This is a genomic window from Falsiroseomonas algicola, from assembly GCF_011040385.1.
Lineage (GTDB): Bacteria > Pseudomonadota > Alphaproteobacteria > Acetobacterales > Acetobacteraceae > Falsiroseomonas > Falsiroseomonas algicola.
In genome coordinates this window covers 117,294-142,213 of the sequence record NZ_JAAIKB010000003.1, presented here as the reverse complement: position 1 = coordinate 142,213, position 24,920 = coordinate 117,294, and the positions used below count along the sequence as shown (strand labels likewise).

22 protein-coding genes are annotated in these 24,920 nt (G+C 71.1%); 8 read left to right on the top strand and 14 right to left on the bottom strand.

Annotated elements, in window-relative coordinates; genetic code table 11:
- Positions 1-14: 14 nt before the first annotated feature.
- Positions 15-1,949, bottom strand: a complete 1,935-nt coding sequence (thrS, locus tag G3576_RS09340; protein WP_164694118.1) for a threonine--tRNA ligase — start codon at positions 1,947-1,949, stop codon at positions 15-17.
- Positions 1,950-2,098: 149 nt separating this feature from the next.
- On the opposite strand from thrS, the gene G3576_RS09335 reads away from it, so the two are divergent.
- Positions 2,099-3,709 (top strand): NYN domain-containing protein, encoded by a 1,611-nt coding sequence (locus G3576_RS09335; RefSeq protein WP_164694117.1) that lies wholly within the window; start codon positions 2,099-2,101, stop codon positions 3,707-3,709.
- On the opposite strand, the gene G3576_RS09330 is transcribed toward G3576_RS09335, so the two are convergent.
- From G3576_RS09330 to G3576_RS09305, 6 genes are read right to left on the bottom strand one after another with little or no spacing between them, the layout of a single operon-like run.
- A complete protein-coding gene (locus G3576_RS09330) occupies positions 3,706-4,623 on the bottom strand; it encodes a glycosyltransferase family 9 protein (RefSeq protein WP_164694116.1) in 918 nt (305 codons plus the stop codon). The two genes, G3576_RS09335 and G3576_RS09330, sit on opposite strands and share 4 nt — an antisense overlap.
- On the bottom strand, positions 4,620-5,747 hold the full coding sequence (locus G3576_RS09325; protein ID WP_164694115.1) for a glycosyltransferase family 4 protein: 1,128 nt from the start codon (positions 5,745-5,747) through the stop codon (positions 4,620-4,622). The genes G3576_RS09330 and G3576_RS09325 overlap by 4 nt, the downstream gene beginning before the upstream one ends.
- A gap of 42 nt (positions 5,748-5,789) precedes the next feature.
- The gene (locus G3576_RS09320) at positions 5,790-6,746 is read right to left on the bottom strand and encodes an isopenicillin N synthase family dioxygenase (protein ID WP_164694114.1); all 957 of its coding nucleotides are present in this window, start codon (positions 6,744-6,746) and stop codon (positions 5,790-5,792) included.
- A 32-nt stretch (positions 6,747-6,778) separates the two neighbouring features.
- Positions 6,779-7,627 carry a carbohydrate ABC transporter permease gene (locus G3576_RS09315; RefSeq protein ID WP_235951705.1) on the bottom strand — a complete coding sequence of 283 codons (849 nt, stop codon included), beginning with the start codon at positions 7,625-7,627 and terminating at the stop codon, positions 6,779-6,781.
- A complete protein-coding gene (locus tag G3576_RS09310; RefSeq protein ID WP_164694113.1) occupies positions 7,624-8,562 on the bottom strand; it encodes a carbohydrate ABC transporter permease in 939 nt (312 codons plus the stop codon). Before G3576_RS09310 ends, G3576_RS09315 begins: the two co-directional genes overlap by 4 nt.
- Positions 8,562-9,899: an extracellular solute-binding protein gene (locus tag G3576_RS09305; RefSeq protein ID WP_164694112.1), complete on the bottom strand. Its 1,338-nt coding sequence runs from the start codon at positions 9,897-9,899 to the stop codon at positions 8,562-8,564. The genes G3576_RS09310 and G3576_RS09305 overlap by 1 nt, the downstream gene beginning before the upstream one ends.
- A gap of 181 nt (positions 9,900-10,080) precedes the next feature.
- Between G3576_RS09305 and G3576_RS09300 the strand changes: the two genes are divergently transcribed.
- Genes G3576_RS09300 through G3576_RS09290 form a run of 3 tightly spaced genes read left to right on the top strand, consistent with a single transcriptional unit; the run spans position 10,081 to position 12,979 of the window.
- Positions 10,081-11,241: a fumarylacetoacetate hydrolase family protein gene (locus G3576_RS09300; RefSeq protein WP_164694111.1), complete on the top strand. Its 1,161-nt coding sequence runs from the start codon at positions 10,081-10,083 to the stop codon at positions 11,239-11,241.
- 8 nt (positions 11,242-11,249) lie between these two features.
- On the top strand, positions 11,250-11,972 hold the full coding sequence (locus tag G3576_RS09295; protein WP_164694110.1) for an alpha/beta hydrolase: 723 nt from the start codon (positions 11,250-11,252) through the stop codon (positions 11,970-11,972).
- On the top strand, positions 11,969-12,979 hold the full coding sequence (locus G3576_RS09290) for a phosphotransferase (protein WP_164694109.1): 1,011 nt from the start codon (positions 11,969-11,971) through the stop codon (positions 12,977-12,979). The genes G3576_RS09295 and G3576_RS09290 overlap by 4 nt, the downstream gene beginning before the upstream one ends.
- Here the strand turns inward: G3576_RS09290 and G3576_RS09285 are convergent.
- On the bottom strand, positions 12,931-13,785 hold the full coding sequence (locus tag G3576_RS09285; protein WP_164694108.1) for a Rossmann-fold NAD(P)-binding domain-containing protein: 855 nt from the start codon (positions 13,783-13,785) through the stop codon (positions 12,931-12,933). The genes G3576_RS09290 and G3576_RS09285 overlap by 49 nt on opposite strands.
- 119 nt (positions 13,786-13,904) lie before the next feature.
- Between G3576_RS09285 and G3576_RS09280 the strand changes: the two genes are divergently transcribed.
- The 4 genes from G3576_RS09280 to G3576_RS09265 all read left to right on the top strand — a co-directional run bounded on the left by G3576_RS09280 (position 13,905) and on the right by G3576_RS09265 (position 16,877).
- Positions 13,905-14,873 (top strand): tripartite tricarboxylate transporter substrate binding protein, encoded by a 969-nt coding sequence (locus G3576_RS09280; protein ID WP_164694107.1) that lies wholly within the window; start codon positions 13,905-13,907, stop codon positions 14,871-14,873.
- Between the two features lie 78 nt (positions 14,874-14,951).
- On the top strand, positions 14,952-15,785 hold the full coding sequence (locus tag G3576_RS09275) for a tetratricopeptide repeat protein (protein WP_235951703.1): 834 nt from the start codon (positions 14,952-14,954) through the stop codon (positions 15,783-15,785).
- 10 nt (positions 15,786-15,795) lie between these two features.
- Positions 15,796-16,161: a CidA/LrgA family protein gene (locus tag G3576_RS09270; protein ID WP_164694106.1), complete on the top strand. Its 366-nt coding sequence runs from the start codon at positions 15,796-15,798 to the stop codon at positions 16,159-16,161.
- Positions 16,158-16,877 (top strand): LrgB family protein, encoded by a 720-nt coding sequence (locus tag G3576_RS09265; protein WP_164694105.1) that lies wholly within the window; start codon positions 16,158-16,160, stop codon positions 16,875-16,877. The genes G3576_RS09270 and G3576_RS09265 overlap by 4 nt, the downstream gene beginning before the upstream one ends.
- A gap of 3 nt (positions 16,878-16,880) precedes the next feature.
- Here the strand turns inward: G3576_RS09265 and G3576_RS09260 are convergent, their stop codons facing one another.
- The 6 genes from G3576_RS09260 to gltB all read right to left on the bottom strand — a co-directional run bounded on the left by G3576_RS09260 (position 16,881) and on the right by gltB (position 24,917).
- Entirely contained in the window at positions 16,881-17,597 is a 717-nt protein-coding gene (locus tag G3576_RS09260; protein WP_164694104.1) for a hypothetical protein, read from the bottom strand.
- A 68-nt stretch (positions 17,598-17,665) separates the two neighbouring features.
- Positions 17,666-17,983, bottom strand: coding sequence for a hypothetical protein (locus tag G3576_RS09255; RefSeq protein ID WP_164694103.1), 318 nt, complete (start codon positions 17,981-17,983; stop codon positions 17,666-17,668).
- A complete protein-coding gene (locus G3576_RS09250) occupies positions 17,980-18,354 on the bottom strand; it encodes a hypothetical protein (protein WP_164694102.1) in 375 nt (124 codons plus the stop codon). Before G3576_RS09250 ends, G3576_RS09255 begins: the two co-directional genes overlap by 4 nt.
- Positions 18,355-18,523: 169 nt before the next feature.
- On the bottom strand, positions 18,524-19,192 hold the full coding sequence (fzlA, locus tag G3576_RS09245) for an FtsZ-binding protein FzlA (RefSeq protein ID WP_164694101.1): 669 nt from the start codon (positions 19,190-19,192) through the stop codon (positions 18,524-18,526).
- 74 nt (positions 19,193-19,266) lie between these two features.
- The gene (locus G3576_RS09240) at positions 19,267-20,301 is read right to left on the bottom strand and encodes an endo-1,4-beta-xylanase (protein WP_164694100.1); all 1,035 of its coding nucleotides are present in this window, start codon (positions 20,299-20,301) and stop codon (positions 19,267-19,269) included.
- A 74-nt stretch (positions 20,302-20,375) separates the two neighbouring features.
- Positions 20,376-24,917 carry a glutamate synthase large subunit gene (gltB, locus tag G3576_RS09235; RefSeq protein WP_164694099.1) on the bottom strand — a complete coding sequence of 1,514 codons (4,542 nt, stop codon included), beginning with the start codon at positions 24,915-24,917 and terminating at the stop codon, positions 20,376-20,378.
- Positions 24,918-24,920: the final 3 nt, after the last annotated feature.

Genomic DNA, 24,920 nt, shown 5'->3' with positions numbered 1-24,920 from the left:
GCCGGAATCCCGCCTCAGCCGCGCAGATCGGGGGGTGTCGCCTCCGCCGCCAGGGTCGCAACCGCCTCCGCAAGCGGCAATTCCACCTGGTCGCGCCCCGGCAGGCGGCGCAGCACGAGCTTGCCCTCCTCCGCCTCCCGCCGCCCGACCACGGCCAGAACCGGAACGCGCTGGGCGATGTGGTCCGGCACCTTGCGGTTGATCTTCTCGTTCCGCAGGTCGAGTTCCACCCGCAGCCCGGCCTTGCGCAGCGCTTCCGCCGCCTCCTTCGCGAAGGGGGCGGCGTCGTCCACGATGGTCGCCACCACCACCTGCACCGGCGCGAGCCAGAGCGGGAAGCGACCCGCATGCTGTTCGATCAGGATGCCGAGGAAGCGCTCGAAGCTGCCCAGGATGGCACGGTGCAGCATGACGGGGCGCTTCCGCGACCCGTCCTCCGCCACGTATTCCGCGTCCAGCCGCTCCGGCAACACGAAGTCCACCTGGAAGGTGCCGCATTGCCAGTCGCGGCCGATCGCGTCGCGCAGCACGAATTCCAGCTTCGGGCCGTAGAAGGCGCCCTCCCCCGGATTCATCTCATAGTCGACGCCGGCCTTGCGGCAGGCCTCGTGCAGCGCGCCCTCCGCGCGGTCCCAGATGCCGTCATCGCCGGCCCGCTGTTCGGGGCGGTCGCTGAACTTCACCCGGAAGTTCTCGAAGCCCAGATCCTTGTAGATGCGCGACAGCAGCGCGGTGAAGCGCACCGCCTCATCCGCGATCTGGTGCTCCTCGCAGAAGATATGGGCGTCGTCCTGCGTGAAGGCCCGCACGCGCATGATGCCGTGCAGCGCGCCTGAGGGTTCGTAGCGGTGGCAGGCGCCGAATTCCGCCATGCGCAGCGGCAGCTCGCGGTAGCTGCGGATGCCCTGGTTGAAGATCAGCACATGGCAGGGGCAGTTCATGGGCTTCAGGGCCAGCAGGCGATGCGCCTCGTCCTGGTCCTCCACCGTCGCCATGAACATGTTCTTGCGATAGTTCTCCCAGTGGCCGGAGGCTTCCCACAGCTTCCGGTCCAGCACCTGGGGGGTCTTCACCTCCTGGTATTCGCCCTCGTTCTGCCGGCGGCGCATGTAGTCCTCGACCACCCGGTAGAGCCGCCAGCCCTTGGGGTGCCAGAAGACGCTGCCGGTCGCTTCCTCCTGCAGGTGGAACAGGCCCATCTCCCGGCCGATGCGGCGGTGGTCGCGCTTCTCCGCCTCCTCCAGCTGCAGCAGATAGGCATCCAGCTCCTTCTGGTCGCGCCAGGCGGTGCCGTAGATGCGGGACAGCACGGGGTTGCGATGGTCGCCGCGCCAATAGGCGCCGGCCACCTTCATCAGCTTGAAGGCGGTGCCGACATCGCCGGTGCCGCGCATGTGCGGCCCACGGCAGAGATCGACCCAGTCGCCCTGGCTGTAGAGGCTGATCGTCTCCGATTCAGGAAGGTCGCGGATCAGCTCCACCTTGAAGCGCTCGCCCTTGCCCTCGAACAGGGCGATGGCGTCCTCCCGGCTCACTTCCTGGCGGCGGAAGGGCGCGTTGCGGCCGACGATCTCCCGCATCTTCGCCTCGATCGCGGCGAAGTCTTCCGTGGTGAAGGGCTGGTTGCGGGAGAAGTCGTAGTAGAAGCCGTTCTCGATCGAGGGCCCGATGGTCACCTGGGTGCCCGGGAACAGCTCCTGCACCGCCTCCGCCAGCACATGGGCGGTGTCGTGGCGGATCAGGTCCAGCGCCTCGGCGTCCTTCCGGGTGACGAAGCGCACGGCGGCATCGGCGGCGATCTCGTGGCTGAGGTCGCGGAGCGTGCCGTCCACCTGCATGGCGAGCGCGGCCTTGGCCAGGCCGGGGCCGATGGCGGCGGCGATCGTCGTGCCCGTCACGGGCCCGTCGAAAGCGCGGACGGAACCGTCGGGCAGGGTGATCGCGGGCATGGGGGCAGCAGGCTCCACTGGCGTGAAATGGGGCGGGACCATGGCCAGCCCGGCACGCCGTCGTCAAGGTTGCCCACTATGGTTACACTCGATCCCTCAACCCGGGGTTTCTGTGTCACGGTCCCTGCCTAACGGAGTCGAACCATCGCATGGCTGAAGTCGAGAAGCCGCCGCGCGCGGCGCTCTATGTTGATTTCGACAATGTCTTCATGGCGTTGCTGCGGTGGGATGAACGGGCAGCCTATGCCTTCGGCGAACGGCCCGATGCCTGGCTGGCCTGGCTCGAGGGGCGGGAGGGAGGGGGCGCGCCGACCACGCGGCGCACGCTGATCCGGCGCTGCTACCTGAACCCTGGCGGCTATTACGATTTCCAGATGGGCCGCGCCGTCGCGCGCTACCGCCAGCAGCGGGACCTGCGCAACCGGACCTATTTCGGGGAATTCCGCGCGGCCTTCGTGCAGGCGGGCTTCGACATCGTGGATTGCCCGCCGGTCGCCTACCTCAAGAACAGCGCCGACATGAAGATGGCGCTCGATATCCGGGACGCGCTGGACCACAAGACCACCTTCGATGAATTCGTGATCCTGTCGGGGGACAGCGACTTCCTGCCCGCGCTGGCGCGGCTGCGCGCGCATGACCGGCGGATCACCATCCTGGCGCAGAACACCGCCAAGCGCGCCTACCTGGCCGCCGCCGACATCGTCGTCGGCCTGGATGATTTCGCGCATGACGGCATGGGCAATGTCGCCATCGCCCAGGTGGAGCAGACCGCCCCGCGCCCCGACTACCAGCGGCCGGAGCCGCGCGCGGAGGCCCCGCCTGCCGCGCGCGGGCCGGATCTGGGCGCGCTGCGCGCCAATGCCCTGGCCTGGCTGCGGGAGGCATTGGCCCGCAGCCCGGCCGGTGCGCTGCGCATGACGGAAGTGGGCAGCCAGATCACCCGCACCCTGCCCCAGCTGAAGGCCACCAACTATGCCGGCGCCGGCACGCTGGGCGCCCTGATCGAGGAGGCGCGCGACCCCCGGCTGCTGATGACCGGCCCGCCCTCCCGCCGCTGGGTCTTCGACCCCGAACGCGGCCCGCCGCCGGGAGACCTGCCGCCAGGCGTCGAGGACCAGCCCGGCCTGCCACCCGAAGTGCCCGCCGGCGCCGAGGAGCCGCCCGCGCCGGAGGTGGTTGCGGAAGCGCCGGAGCCGCTGCCGGCCCCGGCCGCGGAGGCGCTGCCGGACGCCGAGCCCCCCGCCCCCGAGCCCATGGCGGAACCGGCGCCGGCAGCCGAGGCCGAACCGGAGCCCGAACCGGAGCCCGAGCCGGAGCCGGAGCCGGAGCCGCCAAGCCGCGAGGCGCTGATGGCCGAGGCCGCGCTGCTGGTGCGCGACCTCCTCTGGGGAACGCGGGACAACAAGGGCCTGGCGCAGGACCTGCCCGCCTTCGCCCCGGCTGAGATCGGCTTCGTGTTGAACGCCATCGCCGCCCGCCAGCCGCTGGACCTGCAGGACCTGCCCGGCGCCGCCACCGCCATCGCGGCGGAAGGCGCCAGCCAGGGCATCCATGTCTCGGCGCGGGAGGTCACGGCCGTGTTGCGCTGGCTGCTGCGCGGCTTCGCCAAGCTGAACGAGGCGCCGGCGCCCGATGCCGCCGCCCAGCACGCCCGCCGGCTCTACGCCACGCTCGTCGCCGCGGTGCGCGCGGTGGAAGAGCCGTTGAGCGAGACGGAGAAGGAGGCGCTGCGGAACTGGACCCAGGCAGGAATCGGTTAGCGGGGCACCAGACCCGCCATCGCCGCGCGCACATCCTCCACCCCCAGGGCGGAAAGGGGCGCGTGGCGCAGCACCGCAACGGCCGGGCCGCGCGGCGCGCAAAGCGCCGGGTCGCTCTCGTCGCCGAACAGCGCGAGCGTCGGGCAGCCGGCCGCGGCGATGAGGTGGGTGGGCCCGGTGTCGTTGCCGAGCGCGAAGCTCGCCCGCCGTGCCAGCGCCGCGACCTCCGGGATGCTGGTGCGGCCCGACAGGTCGATGGCGGCCGGCACCGCGGCGACGATCCGCGCCGCCAGTTCGGACTCCGACTTCCCCCCCAGCACCAGGCAGGGCAGCCCGCAGCCTGCCGCGAATTGCGCGAAGCGATCGGCCGGCCAGCGCTTCCCCGGGCGGTGCGGGGAGGCACCGGGCACCATCAGCGCGAAGCGCGGCGGCAGGTCGAAGGCCGAAAGGTCAGCATCCAGCCAGTCCAGCGCGGGGGCCGGGAATTGGTGGATGCCCGCCATCTCCAGCTGGTCCCGCTGGCGTTCCAGCGTGTGCATCACCGTCCGCCGCGGATTGGCATGCGGGTGGGACGCGCCCCAGGCCGTGCCGGACCACTTCGCGCCAAGCCCCACCATCAGCCGGTAGCGGGAGGATCGGCCGGAGGTCTGCAAATCATAGACCCAGTCGAAGCCCGCACCCCGCAGGCGCCGCGCCAGGCGCAGCACGGCGGGCAGGTCCGTCCAGGCTGGGCGGCCCTCCTCCCACACCTCGTCGAACCAGGGGCTGCGGCGGGCGAGCGGCGCGAAGGGCGGCGTCGTCAGCAGCACGATGCGCCGCCCCGGATGGTGCGCGCGGATGGCGGCGAAGGGCCCGAAGGACTGCACGAAATCGCCGAGCGCACCCAGGCGGATCACCAGCACGGGCGCGCTCATCGGAGCAATTCCCGGTACACGGCGATGGTGGCGGCCTGCATGGCCACGGTGGTGTGCCGCGCCATCACCGATTGCCGCCCCGCCCGTGCCACGCCCGCCCGTTCCAGCGCCGGCATCGCCAGCACGCGCGCCAGCGCCGCGGCCAGCGCGGCGGGATCGCCGGGCGGGACGCGCCAGCCGGTGACGCCATCCTCCACCGTCTCCCGCGGCCCGCCGAGGTCGGAGGCGATGACGGGGCGGCCCATGGCCTGCGCCTCGATCACCGTGCGGCCGAAGGCTTCGGGATCCGTGCTGGCATGCACGACGACATCGGCCGCCAGCAAGGCGGTGCCCATCGCCTCCACATGGCCCAGGATGCGCACGCGATCCGTGACGCCGTGCTGGCGGGCCAGCGCCACCAGCCCTGCGCGGTACTCCCCTTCCCCGCCGCCGCCGGCGAGCACGGCAAGCGTATTGCCAGGGAGCCTGGCCATCGCCTCGATCAGCACGGCCTGGCCCTTCCAGCGCGTCAGCCGCCCGGGCAACAGCACCACCTGCCGGTCCTCCGTCGCGCCCCAGGCGGCGCGCAGCGCGATGACCCGCTCCGGCGGCACCGATTCCGGATCGAATCGGCGGGGATCGACGCCGCGCGGGATGATGCGCAGCCGATCCTCCGGCACGCCGTGGCGTTCGCGGACGAGGTCGGCGATGAAGCGGCTGACGGCGATGACGCGATCGCCCCGCGCCATGACGGAATTGTAGAGCCGCTTGCCCGGGAAGTCCTCGTTATAGGCGCCGTGATAGGTGGTGACGAAGGCGCTGCCCGTCCGCCGCGCCGCCAGCAGCGCGGACCAGGCGGGGGCGCGGGAGCGCGCATGGATCAGCGCCACGCCTTCCTGCCGCGCCAGCGCCGCCAGCGATGCCGCATTGCGCCAGATGGCGGCGGGCGATTTCGACCGCAGCGGCAGTTCGACATGGGTCGCGCCCAAAGCGCGCAACTCCTCCACCATCGGCCCGCCGGCGGAGGCGACGATGGCGCGCAGCCCCGCATCGCGGATGGCTTCCGCGATCTCAATCGTCCCTCGCTCCACGCCGCCGGTGACGAGCGCGGGGAGGACCTGCAACACGGCGGGGGGTAGAGCCATCGGGGGCGTTACCTAGCCCCGTCGCGCGCGCGCGTGAAGGGTTCAGCCGGCTTCGCGCCGATGCGCGTAGGTCTCGTCCAGCTTCGCGCGGAGGTAGGCGGCCCCGGTCACGGGCGCATACCGGGGCGGGTTCCCCGGGCCCGTGCACCCCGGCAGCACCGCCACCACCGCATCGGGGTTGGGATCCAGGAAGAAGGCGGCGGAGTAGCGTTCCGCCACCGGCGCGCGGACGCGGTGCGGGGTGGAGGCGTAGAGGTCGTTCGTCCAGCGCATCAGGCAGTCCCCGATGTTGCAGACGAAGGCGCCGGGCAGGCTCGGCACCTCCTCCCACCCGCCACCGCGTCGCTTCACCTGCAACCCCGCCACGCCATCGGTCGCCAGCACGGTGACGCAGCCATAATCCGTGTGCTCCCCGGCGCCGAGCGGCGCGTCCGGCCCGCCGGCCTCGGGGTAATGCAGCAGGCGGAGCGTCGCCAGCGGCCGGTCCAGCTTGTCCTCGAAGAAATCCTCGGGGATGCCGAGGTCCAGCGCGAAGCCGCGATGCAGCAGGCGGCCCAGCGCCCAGGCCGCGTCGAAATGGGCGAGGATGGCGGTGCGGAGCGCGGGCTGCCCCTCGGGCCAGAGATTCACGCCGCGGAAGGGCACGCCGGCCCGGATCTCCGGGTCGTCGGGCGCCATCTCCAGCCCGACATTGAAGGCCTCCTTCCGATCGGCCGGCTTCGAGGGATCGAGCTGTTCCTCCGACAGGCCGACATAGCCGCGGTTGTGCGGCGAGCGGCGGATGGACATGGCCTGCTTCGCCGCCCCCGGCAGCGCGAAGAGGGCGCGCGCCGCAGCGAAAAGGTCCGCCGTGGTCGCTTCGGGGATGCCGTGGCCTGTGACCAGGAAGAAGCCCGGGCCGCGGCAGGCCGCGCCGAGTTGCGCGGCCACCGCCTGGCGCGCGGAGGGATCGGGGCTGCGGAGGCCGGAGACGTCGATGACGGGGACGATGTCGCTCATGCCCGGCATGGTGGCGCGGCCGCGCCGCGCTGTCAGCCGCCCTTCACGCCGCCCTGGGTCAGCCCCGCCACGATCTGCTTCTGCGCGACCAGGGTCAGGATCAGCACCGGCGCCGTCACCAGCAGCGCGGCGGCCGATAGCGGGCCCCAGCTGATCTGCTCGAAGGTCAGCATGTTGTTGACCGCGACGGGCAGCGTCCGCGTCTCCCGCCCCGCCAGCACCATGGCGAAGATGAAGTTGTTCCAGGAAAAGATGAAGGCGAGGATGGTCGCCACCGTGATGCCGGGCCGCGCCAGCGGCAATGCCACGTGGCGGAAGGCCTGCCAGATGGTGGCGCCATCGACCAGCGCCGCCTCCTCCAGCTCGCCCGGCAGGCCCTCGAAGAAGCCGATCATCACCCAGACCGCGATCGGCACCGTGAGCACCAGGTGCGTGATCAGGATCGGCCAGAGCGTGCCCGTCAGCCCGATCCACTGGAACAGCAGGAACAGCGGGATGAGGTAGGACAGCCCCGGCGTGATGCGGGCGATCAGGATCAGCACCGCCGCCTTGGTGGCGCGCATCTTGGCGATGCCATAGCCCGCGGGGATGCCGACGGCCAGCGCGATGCCCGTCGCGCCGAAGCTGACGACGATGCTGTTCCAGGCCTGCAGCAGGAAGTCGTTGCGTTCGAACACCGCACGGAAATTGTCGAGCGTCGGCGGGTTCGGGATGAAGACCGGCGGGAAGGCGGTGTTGTCCACCTCGTTCTTCAGGGACAGCGACAGCATCCAGAGGAAGACCAGCGCCGCCGGCGAGACCAGCGCGAAGACGGCGAGCCCGAAGCCAAGGCTCTCCAGCCGCCGCTTCCATGGCCTGGCGCGCATCGTCGTGCCGCTCATCGCGCCGCATCCTTGAAGCGTTCGCGCGACCAGAGCAGCAGCAGCGCAAGCCCGATGATGAGGGCGAAGAACACCACCACCACGGCGCTGGCATAGCCCATGTTGTAGTAGGCGAAGGCGTTGAGATAGAGGAAGATGTTGATCGTCTCGCTGGCCGTCCCGGGCCCGCCCTGGGTGATCACGTAGATCGTGTCGAAGGCCTTCAGCGCATCGATGGTGCGGATGATGATCGCCACCATCAGGAAGGGTGCCAGCAGCGGCAGGGTGATGAAGCGGAAGGCCTGCCAGCCCGTCGCGCCATCGATCTTCGCGGCCTCATAGGGATCGACGGGCAGCGACGCCAGGCCGCCCAGCACCAGCAGCATGACCAGCGGCGTCCAGTGCCAGACCTCCACCATCACCAGCGTCGGGATCACGGTGGAGGCATCATAGACCCAGAGGCTGGGCGGGATGCCGAACTGGGACAGGATCCAGTTCAGCACGCCGAGCTGCGGGTGGAACATCATGGTCCAGACCAGCGCGACGGCGACGGGTGTCGCCATCATCGGCAGGATGAAAATGGTCCGCGCCAGGCCGCGCAGCGGGAAGCGCCGGTGGAAGACGATGGCGGCCGCGGTGCCCAGCACCACCGGGATCACCACGGCCAGCGCGGTGAAATACAGCGTTCGCCAGATCGAGGCATGGAAGCGTTCGTCGCCCCACAGCCTCTCGTAGTTCGCGAAGCCCACGAAGCTGCGGCCGGAGCCCAGCTTCCATTCGTTCACGCTCATCCACAGCGTGAAGATCCAGGGAAACACGATGACGGCGACCACCACGATGGCGGCGGGGACGACGAAGGGCCAGTAGTGCCGGGCATAGGCGCGCTTGCGGCGCGCCCTGTCCGCGGCCGCACCCGAAAGCGCCGCCGCATCCCCCGTGGTGGTGCCGCCAGACATCAGGTCGCGCGCTCGGACTGTTCGAGGATGGGCCGGAAGGCTTCCGTGGCGCGGCGGAGTTCGGTCGCCACATCGGCGCCGCCGATCGTGTTGGTCAGCGCGGTGCCCAGCGTGTCGCGGAATTCCGTGACGGGCACGATTTCCGGCAGGCCGGGATGCGCGATCCGCGAACTCGCGATCAGCGTCTCGAAATAGTCGCGGCCGAAGCGGCTGGACCGGATCGCCTCCTCGTCGCGATAGGGGCTCTGGCGCGCCGGGGCGCCGGCGCCGGAGGTGAGGAAGCGGAGCTGGTTCCGCTTGTTCGTCGCCCATTGGAGGTAGAGCCAGGCGGCGCCGCGCTTGCGTTCGTTGGACGCGGCGCTGATGCCGAGCCCGGTGCCGAACAGCGCGCAATGATGGCGCGCCGCGCCGCGCGGCACGACGGCATAGCCGACCTTGCCCGCCACGCGGGACCGCGTCGGATCCTCGAGCGGCGCCGCGAAGCCGACGCCATCCAGCCACATGGCGGCGCGCCCTTGCGCGAAGCTCGTCTGTGCCTCGTTCCAGTTGAAGCCGGCGACACCCTGCGGCGCGCAATCGCGCAGGATCTTCTTGTAGTACTCCCCGGCCGCGATGGCATCCGGCGTGTCGGTCAGCAGGCGCTGGTTGGCATCCGTGCAGTCCCGCTGCTGGGTGCCGAGCAGGAAGCTGGTGTAGAGCACGACATTGGCGTTGCGCACGCCGCGGCCGACGAAGCCCGCCTGGCCCGCCCGCGCATCGGTCAGGCGACGGGCCGTCTCATACATCTCGTCATAGGTCGTCGGCACGGCCACGCCGGCGCGCTGGAAGATCTCCTTGTTGTAGTAGAGGATGAAGTAGTCCGTGAATTCCGGCAGCGTATCCATGCGGCCATCGGCCTGGGTCGAATAGGCCACCGCGCCGGCGCCATAATCGGCGAAATCGAAATCCGGCGCGGTCATGGACGCATCGGCGATCAGCGGCTTCAGATCCGCCGTCCAGCGCGCGCGGCCGACCTGGCGCTTGTTGACGTGCAGGCTGATGCCGATGACGTCGAAGGAAGGGCGGCCGGAGGCGAATTCGATGACGAATTTCTGCCGGTGCTGCTGTTCCGGGATGGCCTCGGACCCGACGCGGATGCCCGTCAGTTCCTCGAACTCCCGCTGGTTCTGGATCAGGATCTGGCTGCGGGGGTTGGCCGTCAGGCTCACCTCGATCCGCTCTCCGGCGAAGCGGCGCCAGTTGAAGGCCCCTTGGGCATCCACCCGGCTCACCAGCGCCGGCGATGCCAGCAGCCCCGCGCCACCCAGCAGCGCGCCGCGCCGCGTCAACATGGTCATGGTTTCCCTCCCCAAGGCTCGAAGCGGCCTGTGCGGCGCGGATGCTCCGCCGAAATGGCGTCCCTCGGCAAGCCCCGCCGTCACGGCGCGGGGTCGGTTCGGCATCCGATTGCATTCCCCTCCCCCTTCCGCATCGCGCCGATGCCGCTAGGCTTCGCGTCCAAAGGGAGAGCCGCACGCCATGACGACGCCAGACAGCCTGCCTGACGACTGGAAGGACGGCGCCTTCGCGCTGCGGGTCCAGACGCCGGAGGGGCCTTCGGTCTTCGCCCTGCAAGGTGGCGCGGCCTTCGACATGACGCCCGCCTTCGGCACCGCCAGCGCCTGGCTCAACAGCGACGATCCCGTCGCCGCCATCCGCGCCCAGGGCGTGCCCGCGGCGCTGGACCTCCCCGCCGCATTGGCCAATGCACGGCATGGCGCGCGCGATTCCGGAAAACCCTGGATCATCGCCCCCATCGACCTGCAGGCCATCAAGGCCGCCGGCGTCACCTATGTCCGCTCCATGCTGGAACGCGTCATCGAGGAACGCTGCCGCGGCGATGCGTCCCAGGCCGATGCCGTGCGTGGCGAGGTCCGCGCCATCATCGGCGACGATCTGCAGAACCTCATCCCCGGCAGCCCGGAGGCCATGGCCGTGAAGGCGGCGCTGGTCGCCAAGGGATGGTGGAGCCAGTACCTGGAAGTCGGCATCGGCGCGGATGCGGAGATCTTCACCAAGTCGCCCGTGCTCTCCGCCGTGGGCCACGGCGCCAAGGTCGGCGTGCACCCGATCAGCCACTGGTCGAATCCGGAACCGGAAGCGGTGATGGTGGTGAACGGGCGCGGGAAGATCGTCGGCGCGACGCTCGGCAATGACGTCAACCTGCGCGACGTGGAAGGGCGCTCCGCCCTGCTGCTCGGCCGCGCCAAGGACAATAACGCGTCCTGCGCGCTCGGCCCGATGATCCGGCTGTTCGATGCGGGTTTCACGCTGGAGGATGTGCGCCAGGCGGAGATCACGCTGACCATCACCGGCAAGGATGGGTTCGAGCTGTCGGAATCCGGCCGCGTCGGGTCGATCAGCCGCGATCCCGCCGATGTCGTCGGGCAGATGATCGGCCCGCACCACCAGTATCCCGATGGCGCGGTGCTGTTCCTCGGCACGCCCTTCTCGCCGACCAAGGATCGGGGCGCGCCGGGCATGGGCTTCACGCACCATCCCGGCGACGTGGTGCGCATCGCCTCGCCCCGCCTCGGCGCGCTGGAGAATGAGGTCGACCGCACCGATGAATGCCCGCCCTGGACCTTCGGCATCGGCGCGCTGATGGCGAACCTGGCGCGGCGGGGCCTGCCGCGGTGAACGAAGAGATGGGCCGCCTCGACGGGCGCCTCGCCTGGGCGCGGCTGCCCGGTCGCGGCCCCGGCGTGGTCTTCCTGCCGGGCTTCCGCAGCGACATGCAGGGCTCGAAGGCGATCTTCCTGCGCGACCATTGCGCGGCCCGCGGCCAGGCCTTCCTGCGGCTGGACTATTCCGGGCATGGGGAAAGCGATGGCCGGTTCGAGGATGGCACCATCGGCCAATGGGCCGCCGATGCGCTGGCGCTGTTCGATGCGCTGACCGAGGGCCCGCAGATCCTGGTCGGCTCCTCCATGGGCGGCTGGATCGCGCTGCTGATCGCCCGCCAGCGGGCGGCGCGGCTCGCGGGCCTCATCGGCATCGCGCCCGCGCCGGACTTCACCGACAAGCTGCTCTGGCCCGCGCTTCCCCCGGAAGCCCGGCAGGCGCTGACGCGGGACGGCATGATCCAGCTGCCGAGCCAGTATGGCGAACCGACGCCGGTGACTCGGGCGCTGATCGAGGACGGCAAGCGCCAATCGGTGCTCGACACCCCGATCGACCTGCCCTGCCCCGTCCGCATCCTGCAGGGCATGGCGGACCCCGACGTGCCCTGGCGCCACGCGCTGCGGATCCTGGACGCGCTGGTCCAGGGCGATGCCCGCGTCACCCTCGTCAAGGATGGCGACCACCGCCTCTCCCGGCCGGAGGACCTCCGCCTGCTGGCGGAGACGCTGGACAGCCTGATCGCGTGAGCGACGAGGCGGCGGCAGCGGCCGGCATCGCAGCCCGGCTGCTGGGCCATGATCCCGGGGGGTTCGAGCCGCTGAGCCAGCCCGGCCGCCGCAACCTCCTCCTGCGCCTGCCGGGCGGGCTGATCGCCAAGCGCATCCTGGGCGCCGATGCAGAAGATCGATTTGCGCGGGAGGAAGCGAGCCTCGGCCTGCCCGGCCTGCCTCGCCTGGTGGCGCGCTGCGCCGAGGCGAAGCTGCTGGTCATGGAGGATGTCGGTCCCGCGGGGTCGATGGTGGCGCCCCTGCTGGGCGACAACGCCGGCGCGGCGGAAGCGGCGCTCCTGGCCTGGGCGCATGCACTCGGCACGGTTCATGGTGCGACGCGGGGCCACCAGGCGCTGCCCTGCCCGCTTCACCTCGACCTCGGCGCGCTGCCGACTGCCATCGATGCCGCGCTGCCCCGCCCCGCCGTCGCGGCGCTGGTCTCGGCGCAGCCCGGCCCGTTCCGAAGCTGGGTGCATCACGATCCCTGCCCGGACAACGTCCTGCTGGCCGCCGGCACCGCGCGCCTGATCGACTTCGAACGCAGCGGAAGCGGCTTCTGCCTGATGGATGTGGCCTATCTCCGCATGGGTTTCCCGACCTGCTGGTGCGCCGGCACCGTGCCGGCCGCGATCGTCGCACGGGTCGAAGCGGCCTATCGCCGGGCGCTGGCGCCGGCCCTGCCGGAGGCGGCCGACGATTTCCGCTTCGAAGCCGGCATGCAGGCCGCCTGCGCCGTGTGGTTCCTGCGCCGGCTCGGCTGGCTGCTGAGGCTGGCGATGGCGGAGGATTCGACCTGGGGGATCGCGCCGCGCCGATCGCGGCTGCTGCACGATGCCGAGACGGTGGCCGCCGGCAGCACGGCCCTGGCTCAGCCGGCACGGGCCATCGCCTCGATACTGCGCGGCTGGTGGCGGGAATCGTCGCCGCTGGCGCCCTACCCCGCCTTTTCCGCCGCCAGGATCCTCGCCAGCCCCTCCCGGTAGGTCGGGCAGCGCCAGGCGATGCCGAGCGCAGCCTTGGTGGCTGCATTCGTCACCACGCGGTTCTCCGACCAGAAGGACAGCGCCATGGGGGACATGCGCGGCGCCGCCTCCTCGAAGGGCAGCGCGGGCGGCGGTTCCACGCCCAGCAGCCGCGCGGCTTCCGCCACCACATCGGCCGAGGGCGCCGGTTCGTCATCCACGAGGTGCAGCACCCGCACCCCATCCGGCCGCACAGCCGCCGCGACGACAGCCAGCGCGATGTCGTCCCGGTGGATACGGCTGAAGGCGTGGCCCGCCTTCACCACCCGCCGCGCGGTGCCGGCGCGGAGTTCGTCCAGCGAAGACCGGCCGGGCCCGTAGATGCCGCCCACCCGGAAAAGGTCCAGCGCCCGCCCGCCCGCCGCCGCGCGCCAGGCCTGCTCCGCCTCGAGCCGTCGCTTCGATCGGTCCTGGCCGGGCGCGGGCGGCGTCGCCTCATCCACCGCGGCGCCGCCGCGGTCGCCATAGACGCCAGTGGTGGAGAGGTAGCCGATCCAGCGCAGCGCTGGCGCCGCCGCGATCGCCGCCGCATGGGCGGCAAGCACCGGGTCGCCGGTCTCGCCCGGCGCGGCCGTGACGACGAGGTGCGTGGCCTCGCGGATGGCAGCCGCGGCCGCTGCGAAAGGCACCATGACGACACCCGGTGGCGGCGCGGCGCGGGCAGGGTCCCGCGCGGTCCCCGTCACCACGAATCCGGCAGCCAGCGACTCCTGCGCAATCGCGCCGCCGCTGTAGCCCAGCCCCGCCACCACCAGCCGATCCGTCATGCCATCCCCCCGGTCACCGGCCCTGATGTGCGCCCAAGCCGGCCGGCCGCAAAGGGGTTGCGCCCCGGCTGATCGTTCCGCCATGGTCAGTCATTACAAGCAAGACAGGAAACGTCCGCATGCTTAGCCGCCGCCACGCCCTTGCCCTGGCCGGGGCCAGCCTGGCCCTGCCGCTGGCCGCGCGCGCGCAGGGTTTCCCGCAGGACCGGCCGATCCGCGCCGTGGTGAACTTCCCGCCCGGCGGCACGGTGGACACGGTGGCGCGCCTCATCGCCCCCGTCCTGTCCGACAAGCTCGGCCGGCAGGTCGTGGTCGAGAATCGCGGCGGCGCCTCCGGCCTGATCGGGGCGGAGGCCGTGGTGCGCAGCGCGCCGGATGGCCACACGCTGCTCTTCGCGCTCTCCACCCATGCGGTGAACCCGCACATGGTCCCGCGCATGCCCTTCGACACGCTGGCGGATTTCGCGCCGGTCGGCTTCATCGGCGGCGCGCCGGTGCTGATGGCGGCGCATCCCTCCGCGCCCTTCCGGACGCTGGCCGACGTCATCGCCGCGGGGCGCGTGGGCGAAGGCCCGCATTTCGGCACCATCGGCAACGGCTCGACCGGCCACCTGATGATGGCGCAGCTTTCCACCTTGAGCGGCGCGCGCTTCACCCATGTGCCCTTCCGCGGCGGCGGGCCCGCCGTGCAGGCGGCGCTGGGCGGGCAGGTGCCGCTGGTCATCACCTCCACCGTCGCGGTCGGGCCGCATGTCGCGGCGGGGTCGCTGCGGGGCATCGCGCTGTCCGGCGCCGACCGCTCCCCGGTGCACCCCACGGTGCCGACCGTGGCGGAGCAGGGCTTCCCGGGCTTTGCCGCGGATAGCTGGGTGGGCGTGCTGGCGCCGGCTCGGACGCCGGACGCGATCGTCGCGCGGATCAACGCGGACCTGGCCGCCACACTCGCCGATCCGGGCGTACGGGAACGCCTGGCCGGCATCGGCATGACGCCCCGCGCCATGGCGCCCGCGGAATTCGGCGCCTTCGTCGCCAGTGAATACGAGCGCTGGGGGAAGGTCGTGCGGGAGCACCGGATCATCTCCGACTGAGAGCTACCCGAGGTTGCGTGCCGGCGGGCTTCTCCGCCGGCGATTCCCGTGCCGCGCAAGGTGGTATAGGATCACCCCATGCGACGCCCCGCCCGCACCATGCTCCTCGGCGCCTTCGCCGCCGCCGCGCTGGCGGCGCTGGGTGGATTCGCCTGGGTCGTGGTCATGCCCTCCCCTGCCCTGACCGCCGAGGAGGTTCTGCCCACGCCGCCGGAGCCCCCGCGGCTGGATGGCAGCCCGCGCAGCGAGCGCTGCATGATGCTGGCCCGCACCGATGCGGTGGAAGCCCGCGCCTTCGCCGAAGCCTGGGAGGCCGAGGGCGGCGGAGAGGGTGCGCGCCATTGCCTGGCCATCACGATCCTGGCGATGGGCGAGCCCGCGCAGGCGGCACGTCAGCTGGAGGCATTGGCCCGCGCCTCCCGCGCCGGCAGCGCCGCCCGCGCCGCCGTCTTCGCCCAGGCGACCCAGGCCTGGCTGATGGCGGGCGATGCCGGGCGCGCCTATGCCGCGGCGACGCTGGCCCTGACCCTCTCCCCCGATGATCCCGACCTGCTGACGGACCGCGCCGTGACGCTCGGCTCCCTCTCCCGCTACCGGGAGGCGCTGGAGGATCTGGACCGCGCGCTGGTGCTGGACGCCGAGCGGACCGAGGCGCTGGTCTTCCGCGCCGCCGCCTGGCGGCACCTCGACCGCGTGGAGAATGCGGCGCGGGACATCGACCGGGCCCTGGCCCTCGATCCCAACTACGCGGAGGCGCTGCTGGAACGCGGGATCATCCGCCAGCTCCGCGGCGACAGCGCCGGGGCGCGGGAGGATTGGGAGCGGGCGATCGAGCTGTCGCCCGACAGCCCGACGGCCGACCTGGCGGCGCAGAACCTCGCGCTGAACGAGGCCGGGCCCTTCCGCCGTTGACCCCCCTCCCATGATCGGCGCGATCACCGCCCTGCTGGTCTGCCAGCTCGCCGGTGAGATCCTGACGCGCGCGCTGCACCTGCCCGTGCCTGGGCCGGTCATCGGCATGGTGATCCTGTTCATGGCCCTTCTGGCCCGGCGAAAGCCGGCACCCGAGACGCTGGGCGGCACGGCGGATGCGCTGCTCGGCAATCTCGGGCTGCTCTTCGTGCCGGCTGGCGTCGGCGTGGTGCTGTTCCTGCCCGTGCTGGCGCGGGACTGGGCGCCGCTGTCGCTCGCCATCCTGGCCGGCACGCTGGCCGCCATCGCCGCAACGGGGCGGATCGCCCAAGCCTTGCTTCCAAAGGAAGCGCTGCTGCCGAAGGACGACCCGTGACGCCGCTGGCGGAGATCTGGGTCTACCTGGCGCAGGAACCGCTCGCCGCCCTGACGGCGACGCTGCTGGCCTGGCTGGCGGCGCTGCGGGTGCATGCCTGGTGCGGGCGCCATCCGCTGGCGAACCCGGTGCTGATCGCCGTCGTGTTGCTGGCCGGCGGGCTGCTGGCGGCGGGGATCGACTACCGCGCCTATTTCAGCGGCGCGCAGTTCGTCCATTTCCTGCTGGGTCCGGCCACCGTGGCGCTGGCCGTGCCGCTCTATCGCCAATTCGCCCTCGTCCGGCGATCGGCGCTGGCGGCCACGGCCTCCATCATCCTGGGCGGCGCCTTCGCGGCTCTCGCGGGCATCGGCATCGCGCTGGCGCTCGACGCGGCGCCGGAGGTGGTAGCGAGCCTGGCGCCGCGATCCGTCACCACCCCCGTCGCCATGGGCATCGCGGAGCGCATCGGCGGCCTGCCGAGCCTGACGGCCGTGGTGGTCATCCTGTCCGGCATCGTCGGCGCGGCGCTCGGCCCGGTGGTGCTGGACTGGGCGGGCGTCAGGGACTGGCGGGCGCGCGGCATCGCCATCGGCACCGCCTCGCACGGCATCGGCACGGCGCGGGCGCTGAGCGTCAACGCCACCGCCGGCGCCTTCAGCGGGCTCGCGATGGGGCTGAACGCGCTGGCGACGGCACTGCTGCTGCCGCTGCTGTGGGGTCTCCTCGCGCAGTAGGCGTCAGAAGAGCGAAGGCAGCGGCGCCGCGGGCTGGCGGCCATAGAGGCCACGACGGAGTTCCGACCGGGCCTGCGCGCCCCAGGCATCCAGCTGCTGGATGAGGGCTTGCGGGACCGGAACGCGGGAGCCCTCGGCCAGGGTCGTGCCGCCCGTCGTCCCCGGCGCAAAGGCGGGTGGCACCATGCGATACTCCACGTTCAGGTAGTGCATCGTCTCGCTGATCACGAACTGGCTGCTGATCCAGTAGGGCGGCAGCCAGCCCGGCCGACGCTGCCCTTCGTCGTAGAGCGCGTCCAGATAACCGGCCTGCCCCGGCTGCCTTCTGGCGGCCAGCACGACCAGGCCGCGGCAATCCAACGCAGCCCGCACGGCGGAGACGACATGCCGTGCCAAGGCACCTTCGTTGAAGCAGACGCCATGCGGTTCCCAGAAGACCCCGACTTCCTGCGCCGCCTGCGCGACGATGACCGCCGCGGCGCGTCCCCCGCGTTCCTGCACCAGGACGGCCCGGTGAAACCTCGTCGGGACAAGCAGGTCGCTGGTGCGCCCATCACCGACACCGAGGTGAAGCACCCGCCACGGCCCGGCCGGCAGGGGCAGGACCTTGGGGCCCAGGGAGAGGCTACCCTCCACCACTGATCCTGGCGCCTGCGCCTGAACCAGGGACGGCAGCATCAGCAGAGCCATCAGCAGCACGAAGCGACGCACAGACTGCAACCCCCGATTGCCGTTGCGGCAATGCTGGCGTCGCACGCCCGATCATGTCAACGCCGCAACGGCAGGCGTCACTCCGGGCGCGATTGCGGCGGCGCGCCGGCCGGCGGCGTGGCCGGATCCCGGGCGCCGGAGGTGCTCTCCCCCAGGAATCCCTGCGGCGTGGTGCCGGTGCCGGCGGGCTGGTCGAGCCCGACCGCCGATCCATCCGTGCCGCGGTTCACCGCCTGGGGGCTGTCGGTCTGCGGGGGCTGGCGCGCCGGGCCGGCATCCCGCCCGATCTCCTCCACCCGCCCGGGCGGCGGCCCGCCCGCCTGCGGCGGCGCGACGGGCTGGGCAAGGGCCAGGCCTGGGACGAACAGGGCGACGAGGAGAAGGCGATGGGTCATGGCACGCTCCGGGTTTCGGCATCGGAACGTGAGATGGCTGGTGGGGTTGCCGGGCGGCGCCGTCGCGGGTGGGGCGCGGCCAACACCAACGCCCAGCCTGCAGCGTCAGGCGCCAGCCGGACCCGTACGGGCACCGACGGGCAGCAATTCCCATCATTTGGTCCCTGCGCCAGGCCCTCGACGACGACGCGGCCCGCGATGATGCGGGCCGCCTGGATGAAAATGGGCAGGATGTCCTCGACCGGCTCCGGGACCGCGAGGAGGCGGAATGTCGGGCCGACCCTTAGCGCAACGGCGACCTCGGTCAGCGAGTGACTCCCGCCTTCGGCATTTTCGGCATGCCAGACGACAACCGCGAGCGGATCGGCCAACCCCGCCGGCGCCCGCGATCGGTCACCCGGCAGTTCTCCATGCGGTACCCGTCCCAGACCAACTCCGCCGCGACGCGTGCGCAGATGGCAGCCTGGGATTGCGCCGCGGCTTGTGGCGCGAGGCAAAGGGTGGCCGTGGCGGAGAGCAACGCCCGCCACGCCCGCATGCTCAGAAATCCAGGTCCGCGTAGTGCTCCGGCGGAGTCACGCCGCTCACCCGGTCTGCCAGCAGGCCCCGGAAGGACGGCCGCGACTTGATGCGCGCATACCAGTCCTTGGCGCCGTCGGAGATCGTCCAGTCGAGATCCCCGATATAGTCCAGCGCCGAAAGCTGCGCCGCCGCCGCCAGATCCGCCAGGCTGAGCGCCGGCCCCGCCAGCCAGGCCCGGGTCTCCGCCAGCCAGCCGATGTATTCCAGATGCGGCTTCAGGTTCGCATAGCCCGCGCGGATCGAGGCCGCATCCGGATTGCCCCGGCCGAGCACGCGCTTCATCTGCTTCTCGAACAGCAGGTTCCGGGTGACCTCGGCGTAGAATTTCTGGTCGAACCAGGCGACCAGCCGCCGCACTTCCGCCCGTTCCGCCAGCGTGCGGCCCAGCAGCGGCATGTCGGGATAGGCCTCGTCGAGGTATTCGCAGATGGCGTTGCTGTCGACGATCGAGAGGCCGTTCGCCTCCTGCAGCACGGGCACGGTGCAGGCCGGGTTCACCGCCAGGAACTCGTCGCGCCGCTCCCACACCTTCTCCACCCGCAGGTCGAAGGGGATGCGCTTTTCCGCGAGGGCGAGCCGGACCTTGCGCGAGAAGGGCGAGAGGGGGAGGTGGTAGAGGATCCGCATGCAGGCTGGCGCTTCGGTTCGTGGCAGGCCCGCCCTATCGCATGCGCCGCGCGGCAGGCCAACAGCCGCTTCGTTCACGCCCGGGCTGGCGCTCGATCGAAGGCGATGGCGATGGCGTGCCACATCGGCTTGCGGCGCATCGCCTCATCCAGCGGCAGGGGGCGGGCGCGGGCATTGTCGCGCCGGCGGTGTTCCGGCAGCCGTTCCGCATGCACCCAGCTGTGGCGGTCCGACAGGCCCCAGGTGACCACGGCGCGCACCGCGGGCTGGGCCAGCGTCGCCTCCAGGAAGCGCCGCACCAGATCGGCGCTGGCGGCATCCCGCGCCGCGACGTCGGCCGGCAGCGCACGGTCATTCACGTCGAGTTCCGTGACTTCGATCGTCAGCCCGAGTTCGGCGACGTCGCCAAGGAAATCCTGCCATTCATCGGCGGCGAAAGGCTGCCCGGCCTGCAGATGTGCCTGCACGCCCAGCACATCCAACGGCGCCCCGGCCCGCTTCAGCCCGCGCAGCAGGCCGAGCACGCCCATGCGCTTGCGCCGTGCCGCGACGGTCGCGTGCTCGCAGCCGAAATCATTGTAGGCGAGGCGCGCCGTCGGGTCCGCGGCACGCGCCGCGCGGAAGGCGGCGGGGATGTAGTCCGGCCCCAGCACCTCCAGCATCCGCGTGCGGCGCAGCCAGTCCACGCGCCCATCCTCCGCCCGCACCGCCTCGTTCACCACGTCCCAGGTGCCGATGCGGCCGCGCCAGCGGCCGACCACCGCCTCGATATGGTCCTGCATGGCATTGGCGAGGCCCCGCGCATCGAGCCGGCCCATCCAGGGCGGGTCGCTCTCGTGCCACACCAGGGTATGGCCGCGCATGGCCATGCGGTTGACCCGGGCAAATTCCATGAGGCGGTCGGGCAGGCGGAAGCGCCGGTCGCCCCGGTTGCGCTCCAGCTGGTCCCACTTCATCTCGTATTCCGCGACCAGCAGCCCGCACTCGGCGCGGATGGCGGCGGCGGTATCGGGCTCCGCGATCTGGCCCGTGGTGACGGCAGTGCCGAAGGCGATGCCCTTCGCCGCCGCCCTGGCATGAAGGCCGGGACCCGCCGCCGCCTGGGGCATGGGCGGCGGGACCGTGGCCCGCGCGCACCCCGCGCCGAGCAGCGCGGGGGCGGCGAGAACCGACCGTCGTCCGATCACTCCGCGGCGACGGCGGCCGCGTCGGTCATCGGCTTCGGCAGGTACTTCGCGTATTCCTTCGGCACGACGTGCCAGAAATGCCCGCGCTCCTGCGCCCAGTCGTTCAGGATGCGGGCGGCGAAGGGGCTGCCCGTCTCCTTCACATGGCGCTGCACATGCTCCCGCAGCACCCCTTCCCAATGCGCGCTGCCGCCGAGCCGCTGCCACAGCAGCGTCTCCGGGTTCACGCGCTTCTCGAAGGTGCCGTCGGCGTCGTAGAGGAAGCCCATGCCACCGGTGAAGCCGGCGCCGAAATTGTCGCCCACGGGGCCGAGGATGACGACGCAGCCGCCCGTCATGTACTCGGCACCGTTGGCGCCGCAGCCTTCCACCACCGCGAGCGCGCCGGAATTGCGCACCGCGAAGCGTTCACCCGCCTGCCCCGCCGCGAACAGCGCACCACCGGTCGCCCCGTACAGCACGGTGTTGCCGATGATCGTGTTCTCCCGCCACACCAGCGAGGAGGAGGGCGCCGGCCGCACCACGATGGTGCCACCCGACAGGCCCTTGCCGACATAGTCGTTGGCGTCGCCGAAGACTTCCAGCTTGAGACCCCGCACCGCGAAGGCGCCGAGCGACTGGCCGGCGGAGCCGCGCAGGCGGACCGTCAGGTGCCCGCGCTGCAGCCCCTCCATCCCGAACTTGCGCACGATCTTGGAGGAGATCTTCGTGCCGATGGCGCGATGCGTGTTCCGGATGTTGTAGGCCAGCTGCATCTTCTCGCCACGCTCGAACAGCGCCGCGGCGTCGCGGATCATGTCGGCGTCCAGCGTCTCCGGCACCTCGTTCCGCCCTTCCAGGGTGCAGTAGGCGGCGTGGGAGCCCGCATCCGCCTTCACCAGCAGCGGGTTGAGGTCGAGGTCGTCGAGGTCCTCCGACCCGCGGCTCACCTGACGCAGCAGGTCGGTGCGGCCGATCACGTCGGTCAGCTTGCGGAAGCCGAGGCCGGCCAGGATCTCCCTCACCTCCTCCGCCACGAAGCTGAACAGGTTGATGACCTTCTCCGGCGTGCCGGTGAATTTCTGGCGAAGCGCGTCATCCTGCGTGCAGACGCCGACCGGGCAGGTGTTGGAATGGCACTGCCGCACCATGATGCAGCCCATGGCGACGAGGCTCGCGGTGCCGATGCCGAATTCCTCGGCGCCCAGCATGGCCGCGATCACCACATCCCGCCCCGTCTTGATGCCGCCATCGGTACGCAGCTTCACGCGGTGCCGCAGGCGGTTCAGCATCAGCACCTGGTGCGTCTCGCTGAGCCCCATCTCCCAGGGCAGGCCGGCATGCTTGATGGAGGAGACGGGCGAGGCGCCCGTGCCGCCGGAATGGCCGGAGACCAGGATCGCATCCGCCTTCGCCTTGGCCACGCCAGCCGCGATGGTGCCGATGCCGCTGCGCGCCACCAGCTTCACGCAGACCGTCGCTTCCGGGTTGATCTGCTTCAGGTCGTAGATGAGCTGCGCCAGATCCTCGATCGAGTAGATGTCGTGGTGCGGCGGCGGGCTGATCAGCATCACGCCCGGCGTGGAATGCCGCAGCTTGGCGATGAGCTCCGTCACCTTGAAGCCGGGCAGCTGCCCGCCCTCGCCGGGCTTGGCGCCCTGCGCGACCTTGATCTCGATCTCCTTGCAGTTGTTGAGATACTCGGCCGTGACGCCGAAGCGGCCCGAGGCGATCTGCTTGATGGCGGAATTCGCGTTGTCGCCGTTGCGGCGCGGCCGCGCGCGCGCCGGATCCTCGCCACCCTCGCCGCTGTCGCTGCGCGCACCGATGCGGTTCATGGCGATGGAGAGCGTCTCATGCGCCTCCGGGCTCAGCGCACCCAGCGAGATGCCGGGCGCCACCAGGCGCTTGCGGATCTCCGTGATGCTCTCGACTTCCTCCAGCGGGATGGCGATGCGGCCATCGGCGCGGAAATCGAGCAGGTCCCGCAGCGCGACGGGCGGCAGCTTGCGCACGCCTTCCGAGTAGCGCTTGAAGGTCTGGTAGCTGTCCGTCTCCACCGCCTTCTGCAGCGTGTGGATCAGGCTGCCGTCGAAGGCGTGGTTCTCGCCGCGCTTGCGCAGCTTGTAGAGGCCGCCGACCGGCAGCGTCACAGCATCCGCATCCCAGGCCTTGGCATGCAGCGCCAGCACGCGGCGCGCGATGCCGGAGAGGCCGATGCCGGAGATGCGGCTGGCGATGCCGGGGAAGAACTCCGCCACAAGCGCGCGCGACAGGCCGATGGCCTCGAAATTCATCCCGCCGCGGTAGCTGCTGATGACGGAGATGCCCATCTTGGACATCACCTTCAGCAACCCCTTGTCCACCGCCTTCTTGTAGCGGGCGACGCAATCCTTCAGCGACAGGCCGCCGAACAGCCCGCGGCGGTGCCGGTCCGCGATGCTCTCCTGCGCCAGGTAGGCATTCACCGTCGTCGCCCCCGCGCCGATCAGCACGGCGATGTAGTGGACGTCGATGGATTCCGCGCAGCGCACATTGAGCGAGGTGAAGGTGCGGAGCGAATGGCGCACGAGGTGGGTGTGCACGCCGCCGACCGCCAGGATCATCGGGATGGCGGCACGCTCCGGCCCCTGCGCCTCATCGGTCAGGATGACATGGGCGCAGCCGCTGCGGACACCTTCCTCCGCCTCGCGGCGAATGCGCTCGATCGCGCGGCGCAGCCCCTGCTCCCCCTCCGCGACCGGGAAGGTCGCGTCCACCGTGCAGGCGGTGGCGCCCATATAGGCGCGCATCGCGGCGAATTCCGCGTTGGACAGCACGGGGCTGTCCAGCATCAGCATGTCGCACTGCGTCGGGTCCTCGTCGAGGATGTTCCCGAGATTGCCGAGCCGCGTCTTCAGCGACATCACCCGCGTCTCGCGCAGGCTGTCGATCGGCGGGTTGGTCACCTGGCTGAAGGACTGCCGGAAATAATGGTGCAGGCCGCGATACTGGCCCGACAGCACGGCGATGGGCGTGTCGTCGCCCATGCTGCCCACGGCCTCGCTCGCCTCCTCCACCATCGGATGCAGGATCGTCTCCAGCTCCTCCAGCGTGTACCCCACCGCCAGCTGGCGGCGGCGCAGCGCCTCTCCGGTCAGCTCCGCCTGCTCATCCGCCGCGGCCTTGACGATGCCGTCGATGCGCGTGGTGCGGCGCGTCCAGTCGCCGAAGGGCTTGCGGGAGGAGAGCGCGTCCTTGAGTTCCGTGTCGCCGTAGAAGCGGCCGGTCGAGAGATCGACGGCGACGCACTGCCCGGGTCCGACGCGGCCCTTGGCGATGATGCGGTCCTCCGCGATCTTCACCATGCCGGTCTCGGATCCCGTCACCAGCATGTTGTCGGTGGTGATGGTGTAGCGCATCGGGCGCAGGCCGTTGCGGTCGAGGCCGCCGATCGCCCACTTGCCATCCGTCGCCGCGATCGCCGCCGGGCCGTCCCAGGGCTCCATCACCGCGTTGCAGTAGAGGAAGAATTCCCGGTGTGCCTCCGGCATCGTCGCGTTGTTGCCGAGGCTTTCCGGGATCAGCATCGCCTTGGCCATCGGCGCGTCGCGGCCGCCGCGCACCAGCAGCTCGAACACGTTGTCGAGCGTCGCGGTGTCGGACCCGCCCGCCTGCACCACCGGCTTGATGTCCTCCATCCAGGCATCGAGCAGCGGATGCGCGAGCCGCGTCTCGTGGCTCTTCATCCAGTTGATGTTGCCGTGGACGGTGTTGATCTCCCCGTTATGGGCCAGCGTGCGGAAGGGCTGGGCCAGGCGCCAGGTCGGGAAGGTGTTGGTGGAATAGCGCTGGTGGTAGATGGCGAAGCGCGACACGAAGCGCGCGTCGTTCAGGTCCGGGAAGAAATCCGTCAGGTTCTCCGCCAGGAACATGCCCTTGTAGATGATCGAACGGCAGGAGAGCGAGCAGAGGTAGAGCTCCGGAATCTGCGCCGCGATGGCCTGCTTCTCGATCCGCCGGCGGATGACGTAGAGGTCCCGCTCATAGGTGTCGTCATCGACGCCGCGCGGGTTCCAGATCAGGATCTGCTCGATCTCCGGCCGCGTCGCATTGGCCTTCTCGCCGATGCAGGAGACGTCGATCGGGACCTGGCGCCAGGAATAGATGTTGTAGCCCGCGTTCAGGATCTCGGTCTCGACGATCTGGCGGCAGCGTTCCTGCGCGCCGAGGTCGGTCTTGGGCAGGAACACCATGCCGACCGCGATGCGGCCCGGCCGCACGGCGTCGCCGCCGCGCTGCACGACTTCCGCGAAGAAGTCCTGCGGAATCTCGATATGGATGCCGGCGCCGTCGCCGGTCTTGCCATCGGCGTCCACGGCGCCACGGTGCCACACCGCCTTCAGCGCATCGATGCCGGCCTGCACGACATCGCGCCGCGCCTTGCCGTCCAGCGCCGCGACCAGGCCGACGCCGCAGGCGTCATGCTCGGTCAGGTCGATATGCGCGTCCTGGAGGGTCTTGAGGTTCTCGACATAGCCTTCGGCGAACTGCGCGCCGGTCTCGAAGCCGTTGTCCATCGA